The 17290-nt window shown below is 35.4% G+C and carries 13 protein-coding genes and 1 tRNA gene; 8 read left to right on the top strand and 6 right to left on the bottom strand.

The features are described 5' to 3' along the window. Position 1 precedes the first annotated feature (1 nt). Positions 2-2161: a peptidase domain-containing ABC transporter gene (locus EV142_RS01935; protein ID WP_132032192.1), complete on the top strand. Its 2160-nt coding sequence runs from the start codon at positions 2-4 to the stop codon at positions 2159-2161. A 222-nt stretch (positions 2162-2383) separates the two neighbouring features. On the opposite strand, the gene EV142_RS01930 is transcribed toward EV142_RS01935, so the two are convergent. After that, positions 2384-2465: transfer RNA gene (locus EV142_RS01930), tRNA-Leu, on the bottom strand. 108 nt (positions 2466-2573) lie between these two features. Here EV142_RS01930 and EV142_RS01925 point away from each other — a divergent pair. The 4 genes from EV142_RS01925 (at position 2574) to EV142_RS01910 (ending at position 6732) form a co-directional block, all read left to right on the top strand. After that, positions 2574-3962, top strand: a complete 1389-nt coding sequence (locus EV142_RS01925) for a dipeptidase (protein ID WP_132032190.1) — start codon at positions 2574-2576, stop codon at positions 3960-3962. 394 nt (positions 3963-4356) lie between these two features. After that, positions 4357-4755, top strand: a complete 399-nt coding sequence (locus EV142_RS01920) for a toxin-antitoxin system YwqK family antitoxin (RefSeq protein ID WP_132032188.1) — start codon at positions 4357-4359, stop codon at positions 4753-4755. Positions 4756-4888: 133 nt separating this feature from the next. Continuing rightward, positions 4889-5260 carry a BlaI/MecI/CopY family transcriptional regulator gene (locus tag EV142_RS01915; RefSeq protein WP_127337971.1) on the top strand — a complete coding sequence of 124 codons (372 nt, stop codon included), beginning with the start codon at positions 4889-4891 and terminating at the stop codon, positions 5258-5260. Further along, positions 5257-6732 (top strand): M56 family metallopeptidase, encoded by a 1476-nt coding sequence (locus EV142_RS01910; RefSeq protein WP_132032186.1) that lies wholly within the window; start codon positions 5257-5259, stop codon positions 6730-6732. The genes EV142_RS01915 and EV142_RS01910 overlap by 4 nt, the downstream gene beginning before the upstream one ends. Positions 6733-6818: 86 nt before the next feature. Here the strand turns inward: EV142_RS01910 and EV142_RS01905 are convergent, their stop codons facing one another. Next, complete coding sequence (locus EV142_RS01905) at positions 6819-8183, bottom strand: saccharopine dehydrogenase family protein (RefSeq protein WP_132032184.1); 1365 nt, start codon at positions 8181-8183, stop codon at positions 6819-6821. Between the two features lie 193 nt (positions 8184-8376). Here EV142_RS01905 and EV142_RS01900 point away from each other — a divergent pair, with 193 nt between their 5' ends. After that, on the top strand, positions 8377-8763 hold the full coding sequence (locus EV142_RS01900; RefSeq protein ID WP_132032182.1) for a DUF423 domain-containing protein: 387 nt from the start codon (positions 8377-8379) through the stop codon (positions 8761-8763). Between the two features lie 204 nt (positions 8764-8967). After that, complete coding sequence (gene pckA, locus EV142_RS01895) at positions 8968-10572, top strand: phosphoenolpyruvate carboxykinase (ATP) (RefSeq protein ID WP_132032180.1); 1605 nt, start codon at positions 8968-8970, stop codon at positions 10570-10572. A gap of 166 nt (positions 10573-10738) precedes the next feature. On the opposite strand, the gene EV142_RS01890 is transcribed toward pckA, so the two are convergent. Continuing rightward, entirely contained in the window at positions 10739-11791 is a 1053-nt protein-coding gene (locus EV142_RS01890; RefSeq protein ID WP_132032178.1) for a phytase, read from the bottom strand. Positions 11792-11865: 74 nt separating this feature from the next. Next, a complete protein-coding gene (locus EV142_RS01885; RefSeq protein ID WP_132032176.1) occupies positions 11866-14676 on the bottom strand; it encodes a TonB-dependent receptor in 2811 nt (936 codons plus the stop codon). Positions 14677-14945: 269 nt separating this feature from the next. Between EV142_RS01885 and EV142_RS01880 the strand changes: the two genes are divergently transcribed. Next, positions 14946-16046 carry a DUF4407 domain-containing protein gene (locus EV142_RS01880; RefSeq protein ID WP_132033172.1) on the top strand — a complete coding sequence of 367 codons (1101 nt, stop codon included), beginning with the start codon at positions 14946-14948 and terminating at the stop codon, positions 16044-16046. A 116-nt stretch (positions 16047-16162) separates the two neighbouring features. Here the strand turns inward: EV142_RS01880 and EV142_RS01875 are convergent, their stop codons facing one another. Beyond that, on the bottom strand, positions 16163-16870 hold the full coding sequence (locus EV142_RS01875; RefSeq protein WP_132032174.1) for a PH domain-containing protein: 708 nt from the start codon (positions 16868-16870) through the stop codon (positions 16163-16165). Between the two features lie 47 nt (positions 16871-16917). Further along, positions 16918-17289: an MmcQ/YjbR family DNA-binding protein gene (locus tag EV142_RS01870; RefSeq protein ID WP_132032172.1), complete on the bottom strand. Its 372-nt coding sequence runs from the start codon at positions 17287-17289 to the stop codon at positions 16918-16920. Position 17290: the final 1 nt, after the last annotated feature.

Genomic DNA, 17290 nt, shown 5'->3' with positions numbered 1-17290 from the left:
AATGAACCTAAAACATATTGAAAATACACATACGCTACAACTAGACCAATCAGATTGTGGCGTTGCTTGTTTAGTGAGCATCATAAGATTTTATCAAGGCAATAATACTCTTGAAAAAATTCGTGAATTAAGTGGTACAACCAAGCAAGGCACTACGATGTTAGGTTTGTATCAGGCTGCAAATAAATTAGGCTTTACTGCTGAGGGTTGCGAAGCCGATATTCAAGCACTTATCGACCACAAACAACCTTTAATCTTACTTGCTTTAATTGAAAATCAACTCAATCATTATATAGTTTGCTATACTTATGACGAAACAAAAGGCTTTCTAATTGGTGATCCGGGAAAAGGTGTCCTTTATTTGTCCATAACTGAATTGGAAAAAATTTGGGTTTCAAAAACCTGTCTTACTCTCGAACCAAATAAAACTTTTATCAAAGAAAAAACAGAGAAAAACGCTCAAATAAAATGGTTTTTAGAAATCCTGAAAGAAGATTATAAACTTTTATGGATTAGTATTTTATTAGGTGTTTTTATTGCTGGTTTAGGAATGGCAATGTCCCTATTTTCCCAAAAACTAATTGACGATATTTTGCCCTCTCACAATATCAAAAAATTAATTTCAGGTATTGGTTTGTTGACTATTTTATTACTAGCAAGAGTAGCATTAGCTGTTTTGAGAGAATTCTTTTTATTACAGCAATCTAAAGATTTCAATAACAGAATCAATAATCAATTTTTCTCTTCACTTTTGCATTTACCTAAAACGTTTTTTGATACTAGAAAAATTGGAGAATTAGTCGCTCGTTTAAACGACACACAACGCGTACAGAACGTTATAAAAACACTCACAAGTTCTTTAGTAATTGATATTTTAATTTCTGTTATTTCATTGGGCTTTTTGTTTAGCTATTCCCTGAAATTAGGTTTTATTTCTTTATTGAGCTTACCAATTTATTTTTTTATTATTTACAAGAATAACAAAAAAATAATCTACTTGCAAAAAGAGGTTATGCAAAGCTATGCCATAAATGAAAGTAATTACATCAATACCATACAAGGAATTTCGACTATCAAAAACGACAACAAACAAGAAATATTCAGTGAAACAAATAACCTTATATTTGCCAATTTTCAAGAAAGAATATTTAATCTCGGAAAAATAAATATTACTCTTTCATGGCAATCAGGTATGGCAAGCGTTCTGTTTTTAATTGTAGTTCTAATTTATGCTTCCATACAAGTTTCTAATAACGAAATGAAACTGGGGGAATTAATGGCAATTTTAGGAATCACCGGATCATTATTACCATCTATTGCAAACCTCGCATTGGTTGCAATCCCAATTAATGAGGCAAAAATCGCTTTTATTCGAATGTATGAATTTGCATCAATCGAAAAAGAGGAAAAAGAAGGTTTTGAAATTTCAGGAATTGAACAAATATCTATTCAAAATCTTTCATTTCATTTTGCAGGGAGGAGTGAATTGTTCAATAATGTTAATATAGAAATTAGGAAGGGAAAATTTATTGCTATAGTTGGAGAAAGCGGTAGTGGCAAAAGTACCGTCGGTCAGATATTACAGCGGTTTAACACTTATGAAGAAGGGAATATTATTATTAATAATCAATATGAACTTTCTGAAATAAATTTAGATAACTATAGAAATTTAATAGGTGTCATTCCTCAGGAAATAACAATTTTTAACGGTAATGTAGTAGATAATATTTTACTTGGGAGTAAATCCGCGCCTGAAACTTTAATCGATTTCATTGAAAATTATGGTTTTGATGTTTACTTTAATCAATTTCCACAAGGATTAGCTACAATTTTAGGGGAAGAAGGGATTAATTTATCTGGTGGACAAAAGCAGATTATTGCTTTAGCAAGAGTGCTTTACAAAAAACCACAGTTCTTAATACTTGACGAAGCTACTTCGGCCATGGATAGAAACACAGAAAATTTTACGATGACATTATTTCAAAAAATAAAACCAAATTGCGCTATATTTTTTATTTCACACCGTTTAAATATGCTTAAAAATGTAGCAGATACCATTTACATATTAGAAGATCAAACGATTTCTATATCAGGAAATCATCAGGAATTAATCGAAACTGATAATTTTTATAGTAATTATTTTAAACCCCAGTTTATTTAGCTTAGACGTTGCTTTTTAAGAGAGTTTAAGTAATTGATTAGGGAAGTGTATCGCTTAGACATTATATTGCCTTAAAATTACTTTTCGGTCAAAATAAACAATTGATAAGAATTAACTATTTTCTAATTGTATTAAAAACTGAATTTTCGGCAAATTTTCGGCAAATTTTCAAAGAAAAAACCCTTAAAATGTTGATTTTAAGGGTTTTGCAATTTTAATAAGTGCGGATAATAGGACTCGAACCTACACGCCTTGCGGCACCAGATCCTAAGTCTGGCATGTCTACCAATTTCACCATATCCGCTCAATTGTGGGTGCAAAGATAAACATAACTTCTAAATTTCAAAGCATTTTTGCAAAAAAATATTTATTCTCTTTTTTGTATTTTTGAAATTCTATAAAAATAATTGAAATGGAAAATATAAAGTCTTACGTTCAACAACATAAAGATCGCTTTATCAGTGAGTTGATCGAATTATTAAAAATTCCGTCGGTAAGTGCCGACACTGCTTACTCGCAAGATGTTATTGATACAGCCGAAGCTGTAAAGGAAAGTTTATCAAAAGCAGGCTGTGATTTAGTCGAAATTTGCGATACTCCGGGTTATCCGATTATCTATGGAGAGAAAATAATCGACCCTAATTTACCAACCGTTCTGGTTTACGGACATTATGATGTGCAGCCGCCGGATCCAATCGAATTATGGACATCACCACCTTTTGAACCCGTAATCAAAAACACGGAAATTCATCCCGAAGGTGCTATTTTTGCCCGTGGAGCCTGCGACGACAAAGGTCAGATGTACATGCACGTAAAAGCTTTAGAGCTAATGGTGCAAACCAATACATTGCCTTGTAACGTAAAATTCATGATTGAAGGCGAAGAAGAAGTAGGTTCGGCAAGTTTGGCCTGGTTCGTAGAACGCAATCAGGAAAAACTAAAAAACGACGTAATCCTAATTTCAGATACCGGAATGATTTCTAACCAACAACCGTCGATCACGACAGGTTTACGTGGTTTGAGTTATGTTGAGGTAGAAGTTACAGGTCCGAATCGTGATTTACATTCCGGTTTATACGGTGGAGCAGTGGCGAATCCGATTAACGTTCTTGCAAAAATGATCGCTTCGCTTCATGATGAAGACAATCATATTACGATTCCGGGTTTCTACGATAAAGTTCAGGAATTATCTACTGAAGAAAGAGCTGAAATGGCAAAAGCGCCGTTCAGTTTAGAAAAATATAAAAATGCCTTAGCGCTAAACGATGTTTATGGCGAAAAAGGATATGTAACCAACGAACGCAACTCGATTCGTCCAACGTTAGACGTAAACGGAATCTGGGGCGGATATCAGGGTGAAGGTGCCAAAACAGTTATTGCGAGCAAAGCTTTCGCTAAAATCTCGATGCGTTTGGTTCCAAATCAGGACTGGGAAGAAATCACAGCACTTTTCTCTAAACATTTCGAGAGTATTGCTCCGGCCGGGGTTACCGTAAAAGTGACACCGCACCACGGAGGTCAGGGTTATGTAACGCCAATTGACAGTATTGGATATCAGGCGGCAAACAAAGCGTATACAGAAACGTTTGGAGTTCCGGCAATTCCGGTTCGTTCTGGTGGAAGTATTCCGATTGTAGCCTTGTTCGAAAAAGAACTGAAAAGCAAAACGATCCTCATGGGCTTCGGATTGGACAGTGACGCGATTCACTCGCCAAACGAGCATTTCGGAATCTTTAATTACTTAAAAGGAATTGAAACGATTCCGTTGTTTTACAAGTATTTTGTAGAGCTTTCGAAGTAGGTTTTTTTGAAAAAGGTTCAAAGGAACAGAGGTACAAAGGTGCAAAGGTTTTGACACCGTATGTGTTTTAGATTATAGAGACTCCGGCTTTTAGTCGGAGTTTTTTTTGTTCTTAATCTTGGGGGTGTAATGATTTGGATAAAGCCATTTCTTCTCCTCTATTGTAAACCCGAGCTAAAGCTGGAGCCTATTGAAAAACCTCTGCGCCTTTACTTCTCAAAAAAACCTTTGTTCCTTTGAGCCTCTGCCTCTTTGCACCTGCCTACTGAACCTCAAAAGAAAACCTCAGAACCTTAGCAACTTAGCTCCTCAGAACCTTTTTTCTAAAAATTTCTTGCACATTAAAAATTAATCTCTACATTTGTAGAGTAGCAACTATAGATGTAGAGCAAAAATGAGAGATAAATTACTTTTTATATTAGTTCTGTTTTTATGGTTTGGATGTAAAGCACCGCTGATCAATCAGAAAGTTGACAAGAAGAAAGAAGGAAAATGGGTCGATGTTTATGTGCACGACAGTATTCAATACAAATCATTTGAATATTACAAACACGATCAACCGGTAAAAAAGTGGAAATCTTACATTAACGGAAAAATTCGCAAAACTGAAAAATATAAAAATGGAATTTGTACCGTCAAAAATTATTATGAAAACGGAAAATTAGAATCGAAAGGAAAAACTAAAATCGAAGTTAATTCAACAGAAACACATTGGTTTTATTTTGGAGACTGGAAATTTTATTCGGATAAAGGAAAATTAACGGAAATCAAAAAGTACAGTGATGGTGAATAAAGAGCATAGATTATAGAATATAGATTATAGAAGCAAGAAGCAAGACATGGAATAAAAATTATCTAATCGATTTAATCTGTGGCAAAAAAACTCAAAAACTTAGTAACTCAGAACCTTAGAACCTCAAAAAAAAATGCAGCTATCAAACTCAGAAGAACAATTAATGGAGCATTTGTGGAAGCTTGAAAAAGCTTTTATGAAAGATTTGCTTGAAGCGTATCCCGATCCAAAGCCGGCGACCACGACAGTCGCAACTTTACTAAAACGAATGATCGATAAGAAATTTGTTGCGTATAATGAATTCGGGAACTCGAGGGAATATTACCCTTTGGTCGAAAAGACGGTTTATTTTTCCAAACACGTCAACGGACTGATTAGTAATTTTTTTAATAATTCGGCATCGCAGTTTGCTTCGTTTTTTACCACCGAAACCAATCTTAGCACTTCTGAATTGGAAGAACTCAGAAAAATAATCGATTCGCAAATTCAAAAAAAGAAAAAATGACAGACTTTCTTATCAAATCAACGATCGCATTGTGTGTGCTTCTGGGGGCTTACTATTTGCTTTTAGAAAAGGAAAAATTTCATCAATTCAATAGATTTTTCCTGCTTGGTAGTCTTGTAATTTCGTTTGTACTGCCCTTTGTTACGATCGAAATTATAAAAGAAGTGGCAGATGTCGCAAATACAAATGTTGTGGTTCCGGGGAAAATTACCGCCAATATAGTAGCGGAGAAAACTTCAATTTATGTTATTCTTGGCTGGTTTTTATACGGAATAGTAACGACAGTTTTATTTTTCAGATTTGTAAACAATTTATATAAACTAATTAAAAAAACAAAATCCGGTGTTGTAATAAAACACCAAAAGGCAACCTTGGTTTTACTAAAAGAACAAACGCTGCCGTATACATTTCTCAATACTATTTTCATAAATGAAGAAGAGTTTCAAAACAATAAAATTGAAACCGAATTATTTACGCACGAGCTCATTCACGTTAATCAGAAGCATTCTCTTGATGTTTTATTGATAGAAATAATTAAAACTGTTTTTTGGTTCCATCCAATATTCATTTTCTATAAAAAAGCAATACAACTTAATCACGAATTTCTTGCGGATGAAAAAGTTGTAAAATCACATAACAATGTTTCGTTTTACCAGAATTTATTACTGGAAAAAGCGAATCATAATCCGATCTATTACCTGGCCAGTAATTTGAACTATTCTGTAACTAAAAAAAGATTAATTATGATGACAACCACAACCTCTGCTTCAAGAGGATTTTTTAAAAAGACAATTCTTTTGCCATTATTAACCGGACTGGTATATTTTTTATGTACTAAGACGGTGGCACAGGAAGCAAAAATCAAATCAACTTCAAATAAAGAAACTGATAAAAAGGCGAGTGCTTTGGATGCTTATTATGATAAGACCACTTTTAAAATAAAAGATGATAAAGGGATTGTAGTGGCTGAGAAAAAATATAAAGACCTTAGCCCGACCGAAAAGAAAGTAGTGCCAAATTTGTTTGAGGGAGTAAAATTTCCTGCGACCAAAGAGGAAATTGATTCAAAGCTCGAAAAGGGTGGTCCCGAATCTGTAGAAATCGATGTGTATGACCCGAAAAATCAAAAAGTAAAAAAAGAGGAAGGTGCAATTTATAAGACAAGTGATTTAACTGAAAATCCAAGTTACCCGGGAGGAATTGAGCTGTTTTATAAGTTCATTGGTCAGAATTATAAAATGCCAGTGACACCAGCAGATGTCAAATTAAAGGGAAGAGTTTATATCACTTTTATTGTAGAAAAAGACGGTGCTTTGTCTGATTTTAAGTTATTAAGGGATATTGGCTACGGAACAGGTGACGAAGCTATCAGAGTGCTTAAGTTATGTCCGAACTGGCTGCCGGGAAAAGTTAACGGAGAGCCGGTTGCTACGATGTACAGTTTGCCAATCACAATCCAGGCTCACGAGTAATTATAAAAAAAAATCCGCTTCTAAAGTTTAGAAGCGGATAAAATTAAAAACTAAAAAAATTCTCAAAAAAAATAAATAAATCAGAACTAAAATAAGTCCGGATTATATCCAAAATAAGGCATGGTTTGTTCGTTAAAAACGACACCATACTCTTCTAATTCTTTTAAAATAGGTACATAAACCTCTTTGTTTATAGGAAGTTGCACGCCCGGGGTTGTAATTTTTCCATTCAGAATCAATAAAGTAGCCATTGCAACCGGTAACCCAACGGTTTTTGCCATCGCGGTATACGTCTGATCGTCTCCAATACAGACCATTTTAGAATCGATTTGCTTTTTCTCGCCGTTTATTTCGTATCCGAATTTGTGATACATTACAATCATGTCTTTATCATCAGGTTCTAATGTCCAGCTGTCGGAAAGTATTTTTTCTAATATCTGAGCAGGAGTTGCATTCGACAAATTCACTTTTTTGTCAGGATTAAATAAATCCAGTTCCAAAAGTTTGTCCCACATAATATCGTCCTGATCAATTTTTAAGATCAATCGGGTCTTGATTTCAACAGAATCTGTTGGATGATACGGTAAAAAAGAATTCACAAACTGGCGGTAACTCATGTTTTCAGAATCTTCCATAACATAACTGTCATCGGTCATTCCAAGCTGCACAAACATATTCCAGGCTTTAGAATAACCCACTCTTCTGATGGTTCCTCTGTATAAAGTCAGGATATCATCCAATCCGTAAATAGAACGGTATTTTAACGAGTCACGATTAGAGTACGCTTCGAATTTTCCGTAACCTTCCACTTCAAGAAATTCAGTTCTTCGGAATAAATTGCAATACGGAATATATTTATAAGTGCCTTCCTGAACAAACTTGGCGGCGCCGCCCTGTCCTGCTAAAACTACATTCCGGGGTGCCCAGGTAAATTTATAATTCCATAAATTATTGTCGGATTCGGGAGCAACTAATCCACCGCAAAAAGATTCAAAAAGCAGCATTTTACCGCCTTTTACCCTGATTTCATCAATAACTTTCATGGCGCTCATATGGTCGATTCCGGGGTCAAGACCGATTTCGTTCATAAAAATCAGGTTGTTTTCTTTGGCTTCTTCATCTAGCGCCTGCATGGCATCACTTATATACGAAGCCGTTACGAGGTGTTTCCTGAATTGAATACAATCTTTGGCTATCTCAATGTGTAAATGTGCCGGAAGCATTGAGATTACAATGGATGCCTTTTCTATTGCCTCTTTTCTTTCTGCAATATTAAATATATCTAAAGCTATTGGAGTGGCATTCGGGTGTTGCTGCGTTTTTTTTTCGGCCAGGGCCAAAGACAAATCGGCTACAATAAGATGTAAATTTTCACTCTCTGATTTTGAGAGTAAATAACGTATCAGTGAAGAGGCAGAACGACCGGCTCCAATAATTAAAATGCTTCTCATGTTTTATATTTATAACACAAATATATTAAAATGTTATAAATATAACATTCAGAATATTCAAAAAAAATGATTTATTTTTAATTTTAAGAATAAAACGAACAAATTCCCTTTACTGCAAAAGATTTTTGAAAAGAGAAAAGTTTTTTGAATGGTTTGAAGTATTTTTGTTTAAATATTGAAAAACATAGAAAACATGAAAAGAAAAATTGTTTTGACAGGTGCATTTATCGGGATGTTAGCTATTATTTTGGGAGCTTTCGGAGCCCATCTTCTTAAAAAATGGTTATCGGTTGAACAATTAAATACTTTTGAAGTTGGCGTCCGTTATCAGATGTATCATGCTTTTTTTCTGTTTTTTCTTTCCACCAGAAAAGACATTGCTGAAAAAACCTTAAAGACCATCTATAGTCTGGCGGTTGCAGGTGTGGTTCTGTTTAGCGGGTCAATCTATTTATTAGTGACAAAAGAATACACAGTTTTTGACTCAAAAATTATCGTATTCGCAACACCTTTAGGAGGATTTCTATTAATTCTTGCATGGTTGGTATTATTTGCTACTATTTTGAGGAAAAAATCATAAAATCCCGAATAAAAAATTTTATCTAAAAATTAATCTTTAATTTTGTCTCATAAATAACATATAAGATTGCTTATGTGAATTTTTATTGGTTTTTATCTCTATTGATAAAAAATATAACAATTCATGTTTTAAGTATAAAAGCTTAGGAATCAAAGTAATTATGTTTGTTCACTAAAAAAAGAAACACACACAACAACAAAATTTATGGACACTAACACACTTTTCACGCAATCGATTTCGTTAAAAGAACTGGGAATTGAAAATGCAACAGTTCGCTATCAATTATCAGCAGATGAATTGCATGCGATTACTTTGCAGTCAGGCCAAGGTGTGGAGAACTCTACGGGAGCATTGGCAATTAATACGGGCGAATTTACAGGACGTTCTCCACAGGATCGTTTTATTGTAAAAGACAGTATTACAGAAGATAAAGTTTGGTGGGGAAATGTAAACATTCCATTTTCGCCGGAAGCTTTTGAAAAGTTATATAATAAAGTAACTCAGTTTTTATCTCATAAAGAAGTATTTGTCAGAGACTCTTACGTTTGCTCTGACGCCAATTACAGATTAAATGTTCGTGTAGTAACTGAAACGGCATGGTCTAATTTGTTTTGTTACAATATGTTTTTAAGACCGGAAGATTCAGAATTAGCCAACTTTACTCCGGAATGGACGGTAATTTGTGCACCAAGTTTTATGGCAGATCCTGCGGTAGACGGAACACGTCAGTCTAATTTTGCTATTTTGGATTTTACCAGAAAAATTGCCCTTGTCGGTGGAACAGGTTACACAGGAGAAATGAAAAAAGGAATTTTTTCTGCTTTAAATTTCATTTTGCCGGTTTTCAAAAATACACTACCAATGCACTGCAGCGCCAATGTTGGTGAAGCAGGTGATACTGCCATTTTCTTCGGATTATCCGGAACAGGAAAAACAACTTTATCTGCAGATCCTGATCGTAAATTAATTGGTGATGATGAACACGGATGGACTGCGGAAAATACTGTTTTCAATTTTGAAGGGGGTTGCTACGCAAAAGTTATTAACCTGACAGAAGAAAACGAACCGGACATTTTCAGAGCGATCAAAAAAGGAGCACTTTTAGAAAATGTGGTTTTCAAAGCAGGAACAAACGAAGTGGATTATGATGATGTATCCATTACTCAAAATACGCGTGTTAGTTACCCTATAACACATATCGATAATATTCAGCCGGGATCTATAGGACATAACCCTAAAAATATATTCTTCTTAACGGCAGATTCTTTTGGAATTTTGCCTCCAATCTCAAAACTGACTCCGGGTCAGGCTGCTTACCATTTTATCTCCGGATATACGGCAAAAGTCGCCGGAACTGAAGCAGGAGTTACAGAACCACAACCTAATTTCTCCGCTTGTTTTGGAGCGCCATTCATGCCTTTGCACCCAACTCGTTATGCAGAAATGCTGACTAAAAAGATGAAAGATGCAGATGTAAAAGTATGGTTGATTAATACGGGCTGGACTGGTGGTGCTTACGGAACCGGAACCCGTATGAAATTGAAATATACACGTGCCATGATTACTGCAGCACTTAACGGTGAACTGGACAATGTAGAATTTAAAAACCATGCCGTTTTTGGAATTGCAAAACCACAAAGCTGTCCTAATGTTCCAAGCGAGATTTTGAATCCTAGAAATACTTGGGAAGACAAAGATTTATACGATAAAAAAGCAATTGAATTAGCTCAGAAATTCAAAGCTAATTTTGCCAAATTTGAAGAATTTGCCAATGCCGAAATTTTGGCCGGCGCACCGATTACAGAATAAGGAAATTACTAATTCAAACCAGAAAAAGCTGTTCGTTATGAACAGCTTTTTTTATGTCTTGTTTTTAGTCTCAGTCTCAGTTTTCAGTCGCAGTTTTCAGTCCTCGGTAAGAAACTGAAAACTGCATACCGCCACTGTGACTGAACTCTGCGACTGCGACTCAAAACTACTTCTTATCGATACGTGCCTGAATCAAATCCCAGGAATAATACTGAAAAACCATTCCGTTGCTCATGGCTACGAAAAGCCCATTTTTATAATTTCCACCTAAATTAATGCTGGTTACATCGGCTCCGTCGCATTCGATTGTGGACGTTGGAATTTCTGCCAGCAGCGGATAATTATTTGGATTTCCCTTTACACCTTCTCTCGGATACACCATAAAGGTATTGGCCTGTTGGTTGGATACTAAAATGTAACCAGTAGAATCTGTTTTTTTGTAGATGGCGATTCCTTCATTATCGGCTTTGAAACCTGTTTTTCCAAAAAGTGCTATTTCCTTATTATCATTTAAAGCAGGATCAGCTTTGTATTTCCTGATTCCGAATTGTTCGTCACAATATAAAATGGTTCCTAGTTCATTATCGACAGCAATTGCTTCAATTTCTTTCTTTCCGCTATAGGCCCCAAATTTTCGAACTACTTTTGCAGTTGCCACTTTTCCGGCACCGGAAAGTTCGTACTGCCATAAATAACTTCCTGAAGGCCCTGATTTTCTTCCCACAATTGCAAAAATCTTTTTATCGTCCGGGCGTGTGTACAATGCAATTCCCATTGGGTCGCGTAATTCTTCACCTTCAAAAACAGGAATTCCCCCATTGTCAATGGGTTCTAAATCAGGTAAACTGAAAATCCTGATTTTGTTGCTTTCGCGTTCTGTAGTAACAGCAATATCTGTTTTTTTTCCGTCAATTAATAAGCCGTAAGCGATATCAACATTATTGGGTCTTTTTAATGGAATTGATTTTTTTAGAATTTTTCCATTCAAATCAAAAGCGTACAAACCACCATCAGTGTCTTTATCGGTTCCTATAATTATACTTTTTGAAGGATCTGTAGGGTGAATCCAGATAGAGGGATCATCTGTATCGTGAGGTAAAGCTGCTGTAAGGGCTGTTGGTTTTACGGCATTTTTAGCAATCGGAGCTAATTTGTCGTCTTTACAGGCGATTAATAAAAACCCTAAAAGTAAAAATAAGAGTATTGATTTATTTTTCATTTGGTTTAGTAGTTTAATGCAATTAGACAGAGCTATTAAGCCCTGTCTAATTTAAGAATTTTATAAATTGATTATTACAAGTCGAATTTCAATCCAAAATTATATCTGGCCTGGTAATATTCTGCTTGTTTGGTATGCGCTTCAACACCTTGGTAATAGCGCAATGGCTGGTTGGTTAAATTATTGGCTTCTGCAAAAAGACGAAGTTTTGGTGTGATTTTGAAAGAAGCATTGGCGTCAACAAAAAGTTGTTTATCGTAATAGCTGTCTTTGTAAGATTCTGAACCTAATTCATCTAAATAATCTGAAGTAAAGTTGGTCGAAACTCTGGCAGAGAATCTTTTGTTCTCCCAAGATAAAGATCCGTTAAACATATGAGGAGTGGTACCCGGAAGACTGATGTTGTTTCTTTCGTTTCCGTCTTCATCAGCAATTCCTTTTGCCTTAGATTTGGTGTAAGTATAGTTCAGATAGATTCCAAATCCTTTTAAAAATTTCCCTGGCAAGAAATCCAACTGACGCTGAAAAGCAACCTCAAAACCATAAACATCAACCGTGTCCCCATTTCTTGATTGTACAAATGACCAGTTTTCACCTGCCGGAATCGGATTTGCCTGATTTGGGAAATCAGCAGCAAATTTTGCATCCGTATATTGGTTGTCGCTGTAATTGTAAATGAAATCATTTAATCTTTTGTAGAAAACACCTCCTGAAATTAATCCGACAGATTTGAAATAATTTTCTGCCATGAAATCATAGTTATACGAATACGTTACGTCAAGGTCCGGATTTCCGGCTGTAATTTCTTTATCGGCTGCAATATTATTAACGTAAGGAGCCAGGGCGTAATAGTTTGGTCTTGCTAAAGCGGTTGTAGCAGCAGCTCTTAAAACTAAATCTTTTGTAGCATTATATTGGAAAGAGATGCTTGGCAATACGTTCGTGTATGAATTGGTAGTATTGATTTTACTTTCTAGTTCTTCTTCATCTAAGACACGATTTCCGGTATAATCGATATGCGTATTTTCAACACGGAAACCCAATACCATTGATAGTTTGTCATTGAAATCCTGATCCCATCTTACATAGGCAGCATAAATATTTTCTTTGGCATTATAGTTTACTGCCAAATATTCGGCAGCGTCAGCTTCTTTATCAAATAAAGTTGCGTTATTCAAGTCAAGACTTCCTAAGAAACCGGCAGAAGCAAAGGTTCCCGGAACATATTTGCTGCCCGGATTAAAATTTTTACCATCAAAATAACTTGTTGAAACATCAGATAATAATTCCATTCCATCGCCTGTTGGTTCGTACGAATAGAAAATATTATCTCTCTTTTTTTCTTTTAAACGAAGTCTAAGTCCTGTTCTAAGTCTTCCTTTTTGAGAAGGAATAATGGTGAATGGAAAACGGATGTTTACTTTAGCTCCAAATTCACTTTCGCTGGTATCATCGGTATTTTCTGTTACCGAATCAAATTTGAAATCCTCTACAGATTCTCCGGTTGTAGTTAGTAAAGGAAATCTCAGATCAGATAAATCTTCACTGATTTCCAAACCTTTCTGACGGTATTCAATATAACGTTCACCCGGACGGTATTCTCTCGCTTTGGCGTAATTCGCCGACCAGTCTAAATCTAATTTCGAATTGATTAAATGCTCTCCCCGAATAGAATAATTCTGAACACGCTGATCTTCTAATCTTCTGTTTTTGTTTCTGCTGTTATCAACTCCGCCTTTTGTCTGGCGTTTTACACGACCTTCAAAACCGGTAATGGTTTCACCATTGTAAATCGGTTCGATATCATCGTAAGTCGTTCTGAAACGATTTTCTCTGTCATCTCTCCAGTTATAAATAGCATTGGCGAAAATGGTATTGTTTTCATCAAATTTGTAATCTAAAGCAACAGATCCACTGCGGCGAATACGTTGTACATCGTACTTTCTAACTTCTGATGCCTGTAAATATTCATTTCCGAACTCATCTTTTACCCATTCGTTTTCAATGTTGTCAGAACCGTAATCTACATTGTTGTAAGATCCACTGAAAACAGCACCTAATTTATTATCAAAAAAACGATTTCCGTATACTAAACCTGCGGTGTAGCTTGCTTTTTCACGTATAGGCAAATAACCTCCTGCAAGAGTAGCAGAGATTCTTTCGCCGTTTGGAGTGGCTCTGGTAATTAAATTTACAGAACCTCCAATAGCATCTGCATCCATGTCTGAAGTCAGGGTTTTATTCACTTCGATAGTCGAAATCATATCCGATGGAATCAAATCCATTTGTACATTTCTGTTATCTCCTTCTGCAGACGGAATTCTGTCGCCATTTAGCGTAACAGAGTTCAAAGAAGGAGCCAAACCTCTAATAATAATATTACGTGCTTCGCCCTGATCATTTTGCATGGTGATTCCCGGAACACGTTTTAAAGCGTCACCCACGTTAGCATCGGGAAAACGACCTACCTGATCAGAGGAGATTACGTTTCCGATATTTTTATTGTTTTTTTGTTGATTTAGGGCTTTGGCCTGACCTTTTAAGATATCTCCGACAACAACTTCATTTAATTCGGTTCCTGAAGCTTTAAGAACAAAATCAAGTACATTGTTTTTACCTTGTTCTACAGTTATTTCATGCGTTATTGAAGTGTAACCAATATATTTTACTAAAACCTGATAAGTACCTACATTTATATTAAGCAATTCAAATCGCCCATTATAATCTGAAACAGTGTATTTGTTTTCGCCTACAATCTGAATCATTGCTCCCGGTAACGGGAGTTTGTCATCGGCATCTAATACCTTTCCGGATATTATCGCCTTTTGAGCATAACCGGACATGGTTAATAAAAAGAGTGTTACTACTAAATAAAAATTCTTCATTGTGTTTTTTGGTTTATTTTAATTGCGAAACTAAAACCTAAGTATTATTAAACTTGTTGAAAAAAATTAACATAGTGTTATGATTTGTGACCTGAATTACAAAAGGATTAATGTTTAAATAACATTTAATAAACATCATTTTGAAGTGGTCTAAGTAAAAACAAATCAACTATTTGCGTGAGAATCAAAATTTTGGCGCTAAATTTGCCCTATCACACGAGCCCGAAGGGCGAACTGACGAAGTAATCATCAATCAAAAATCATCAATCATGTTAAAACAATTTTTTATCCTTTGTTCAGGAGTCGACCGAGACTTGCTGGACGGTTGTTCAGAAGGGGAACAAACCAAATATGTGGGTATCGGCGCAACTGTTTTTTTTACTGCAGTTATGGCTTTCCTGGCCAGTGCTTACGCGCTTTTTACTGTTTTTGACTCCATTTATCCGGCTTTAATCTTCGGATTTGTCTGGAGTTTGCTAATCTTCAATTTAGATCGGTTTATCGTTTCGACGATTAAAAAAAGAGATCGTTTTTTAGATGAATTTCTTCAGGCTACACCGCGAATTCTTTTGGCGGTTATTATTGCCATCGTAATTTCGAAGCCATTGGAGATTAAAATTTTCGAAAAAGAAATCAATACTGTTTTATTGAAAGAAAAAAATGAAATGGAACTGGCCAACAAAAAACAGGTTGGCAATTATTTCAAATCAGATTTAGACAAGAATAAGGCGGAGATTACGGCTTTGAAAAATGATATTCTGAAAAAAGAGAAGGAAGTAAATGCCTTATATTCGACTTACATCACAGAAGCTGAAGGAACTGCAGGAACTAAGAAATTGGGAAAAGGCCCTGTTTATAAAGAAAAACGCGAAAAACACGACGCTTCCCTAAAAGAATTTGCAACGCTAAAGGCAGCTAACGAAGCAAAAATAGCTGAGAAAGAAAAAACAGGAAAACAGCTTCAGTCCGATTTAGATAAAAAAGTATCGCAAACACAACCCATCATAGAAGGTTTTGATGGTTTAATGGCGAGAATTAATGCTTTGGATAAATTGCCATGGCTGCCGTCATTCTTTATTATGTTGTTGTTTCTGGCGATAGAAACCTCTCCGATTATTGCCAAATTACTTGCTCCTAAAGGCGAATTTGATTTCAAGCAGGAAGAAGCCGAAACTGCTATGAAAGCTACTTTATCGCAGAATAAATACCAACGTGATTTATTGGTTAAAACCAGTGCAGAAATGCACGACAGAGTTTACTCGGATATAGCCGAAGATAAAAGCCTGTATGATCTGCAACGTAAAAATGCAAAAGAGTTACTGGAATTGCAATCTAATAGTTTTGTAGAAAAACAGAAAGCTACTTTGTAAAATTAACCGCAAGGAGCGCAAAGTTTATAAAAGAAAAAACCATCCTGTGAGATGGTTTTTTTATGCTTTTTCTTCGTGTGATTTGCGTAAAACTTTGATTTCCTTGCGGTTAAACACTACATGTAACTCAATATTTCTTTTTTGAATGTATCGTATTCACCTTGCATGATTAAACCGTTGTCGAGTAATTTTTTGTAATTCTGTAGTTTATCAAAAAGCTCTTCCTTGGATAATTCGCTTAATTTACGATCTCCGGTCGGAGCCTGAGGCTGAATTGGCTCAAAAGTCTCCGTGTAAGATGGCGTAACAGCCGGCATAATTTCTGCAAAACTGGTTACTTCTTCCGTTTCCACTTCTTCGATTTCGTCTTCTGTTTCAAATTCTTCTTCTTCCTGAACCGCTTCTGTTACAGGAGTTGCAGCAGTTGGGTTTTTTAATATATCCAGTTGTTCTTTAGCATAAGTAAAAATTTTACGAGCCTGAATTTTTGGAATATAATCTATCGAAGCCTGAATATCGGTTTTCGTAGAAAAAGAGAACTCTGAACCTAAAATGTTTTCTTTTACAAAAGTACCCACGATTTCATCCCAGGTGTAATCTGTAAAGTCCATTGAAAGACCTAAATTTTTAGGTTTACAAATAATAATTCTTTTGTTTGTTAATACAATACTATCAGGAAAAACAGTTATTGCTGGTTTTTTCTGAACCGCGATGTATCCGATTTCTTCACCTTTCATCAATAAATCATTGAGTTTCGAAGTGATTTTTTCAATCGCCTTTGGATCTTGTTCTTCGTTTAAAAACTTTTTAAATTGTTCTTTCATGGGGTATAAGTTGCTAAGTTTTTTTTCCTACGATGCAAATGTAATGCCTAATTTTCTAATTCAATAATTTCATTTTGAATTTTCTTTGTCAAACTTTTGAAAACCAGTTCATATGAATGATCAATTAATTCTTTTACGAATTTCGCTGGCAGATTTCCGTTTAGTGCAATTGTATTCCAGTGTACCTTACTCATATGAAATCCGGGTTTTATCTCTTCGTATTCTGCCCTTAGCTCCTGTGCACGTTCGGGATCGCATTTTAAATTTACGGACGGTTCGCTTTTTTCCCATTGCGATAAGGAGGATAAGGCAAACATTTTTCCGCCAACTTTAAAAACTAAAGTATCTTCATCAAACGGGAAATGTTCAGTCACTCCTTTTTTCGAAAGACAATATTCGTAAAACGTTTCTAAATTCATA

Origin of the sequence: Flavobacterium circumlabens (assembly GCF_004345565.1) — a bacterium.
GTDB classification, from domain to species: Bacteria; Bacteroidota; Bacteroidia; order Flavobacteriales; family Flavobacteriaceae; genus Flavobacterium; species Flavobacterium circumlabens.
Note: the sequence above shows the minus strand (reverse complement) of the source record. Positions and strands in the feature narration are given on the sequence as shown.

Excerpts from the sequence above, each read along its gene's own strand:
- EV142_RS01880 (WP_132033172.1), top strand. The coding sequence starts at position 14,946 with ATGTTAAAACAATTTTTTATCCTTTGTTCAGGAGTCGACCGAGACTTG.
- EV142_RS01915 (WP_127337971.1), top strand. The coding sequence starts at position 4,889 with ATGCAGCTATCAAACTCAGAAGAACAATTAATGGAGCATTTGTGGAAG.
- EV142_RS01875 (WP_132032174.1), bottom strand. The coding sequence starts at position 16,870 with ATGAAAGAACAATTTAAAAAGTTTTTAAACGAAGAACAAGATCCAAAG.
- EV142_RS01910 (WP_132032186.1), top strand. The coding sequence starts at position 5,257 with ATGACAGACTTTCTTATCAAATCAACGATCGCATTGTGTGTGCTTCTG.
- EV142_RS01925 (WP_132032190.1), top strand. The coding sequence starts at position 2,574 with ATGGAAAATATAAAGTCTTACGTTCAACAACATAAAGATCGCTTTATC.
- EV142_RS01935 (WP_132032192.1), top strand. The coding sequence starts at position 2 with ATGAACCTAAAACATATTGAAAATACACATACGCTACAACTAGACCAA.
- EV142_RS01920 (WP_132032188.1), top strand. The coding sequence starts at position 4,357 with ATGAGAGATAAATTACTTTTTATATTAGTTCTGTTTTTATGGTTTGGA.
- EV142_RS01870 (WP_132032172.1), bottom strand. The coding sequence starts at position 17,289 with ATGAATTTAGAAACGTTTTACGAATATTGTCTTTCGAAAAAAGGAGTG.
- EV142_RS01890 (WP_132032178.1), bottom strand. The coding sequence starts at position 11,791 with ATGAAAAATAAATCAATACTCTTATTTTTACTTTTAGGGTTTTTATTA.
- pckA (WP_132032180.1), top strand. The coding sequence starts at position 8,968 with ATGGACACTAACACACTTTTCACGCAATCGATTTCGTTAAAAGAACTG.
- EV142_RS01885 (WP_132032176.1), bottom strand. The coding sequence starts at position 14,676 with ATGAAGAATTTTTATTTAGTAGTAACACTCTTTTTATTAACCATGTCC.
- EV142_RS01900 (WP_132032182.1), top strand. The coding sequence starts at position 8,377 with ATGAAAAGAAAAATTGTTTTGACAGGTGCATTTATCGGGATGTTAGCT.
- EV142_RS01905 (WP_132032184.1), bottom strand. The coding sequence starts at position 8,183 with ATGAGAAGCATTTTAATTATTGGAGCCGGTCGTTCTGCCTCTTCACTG.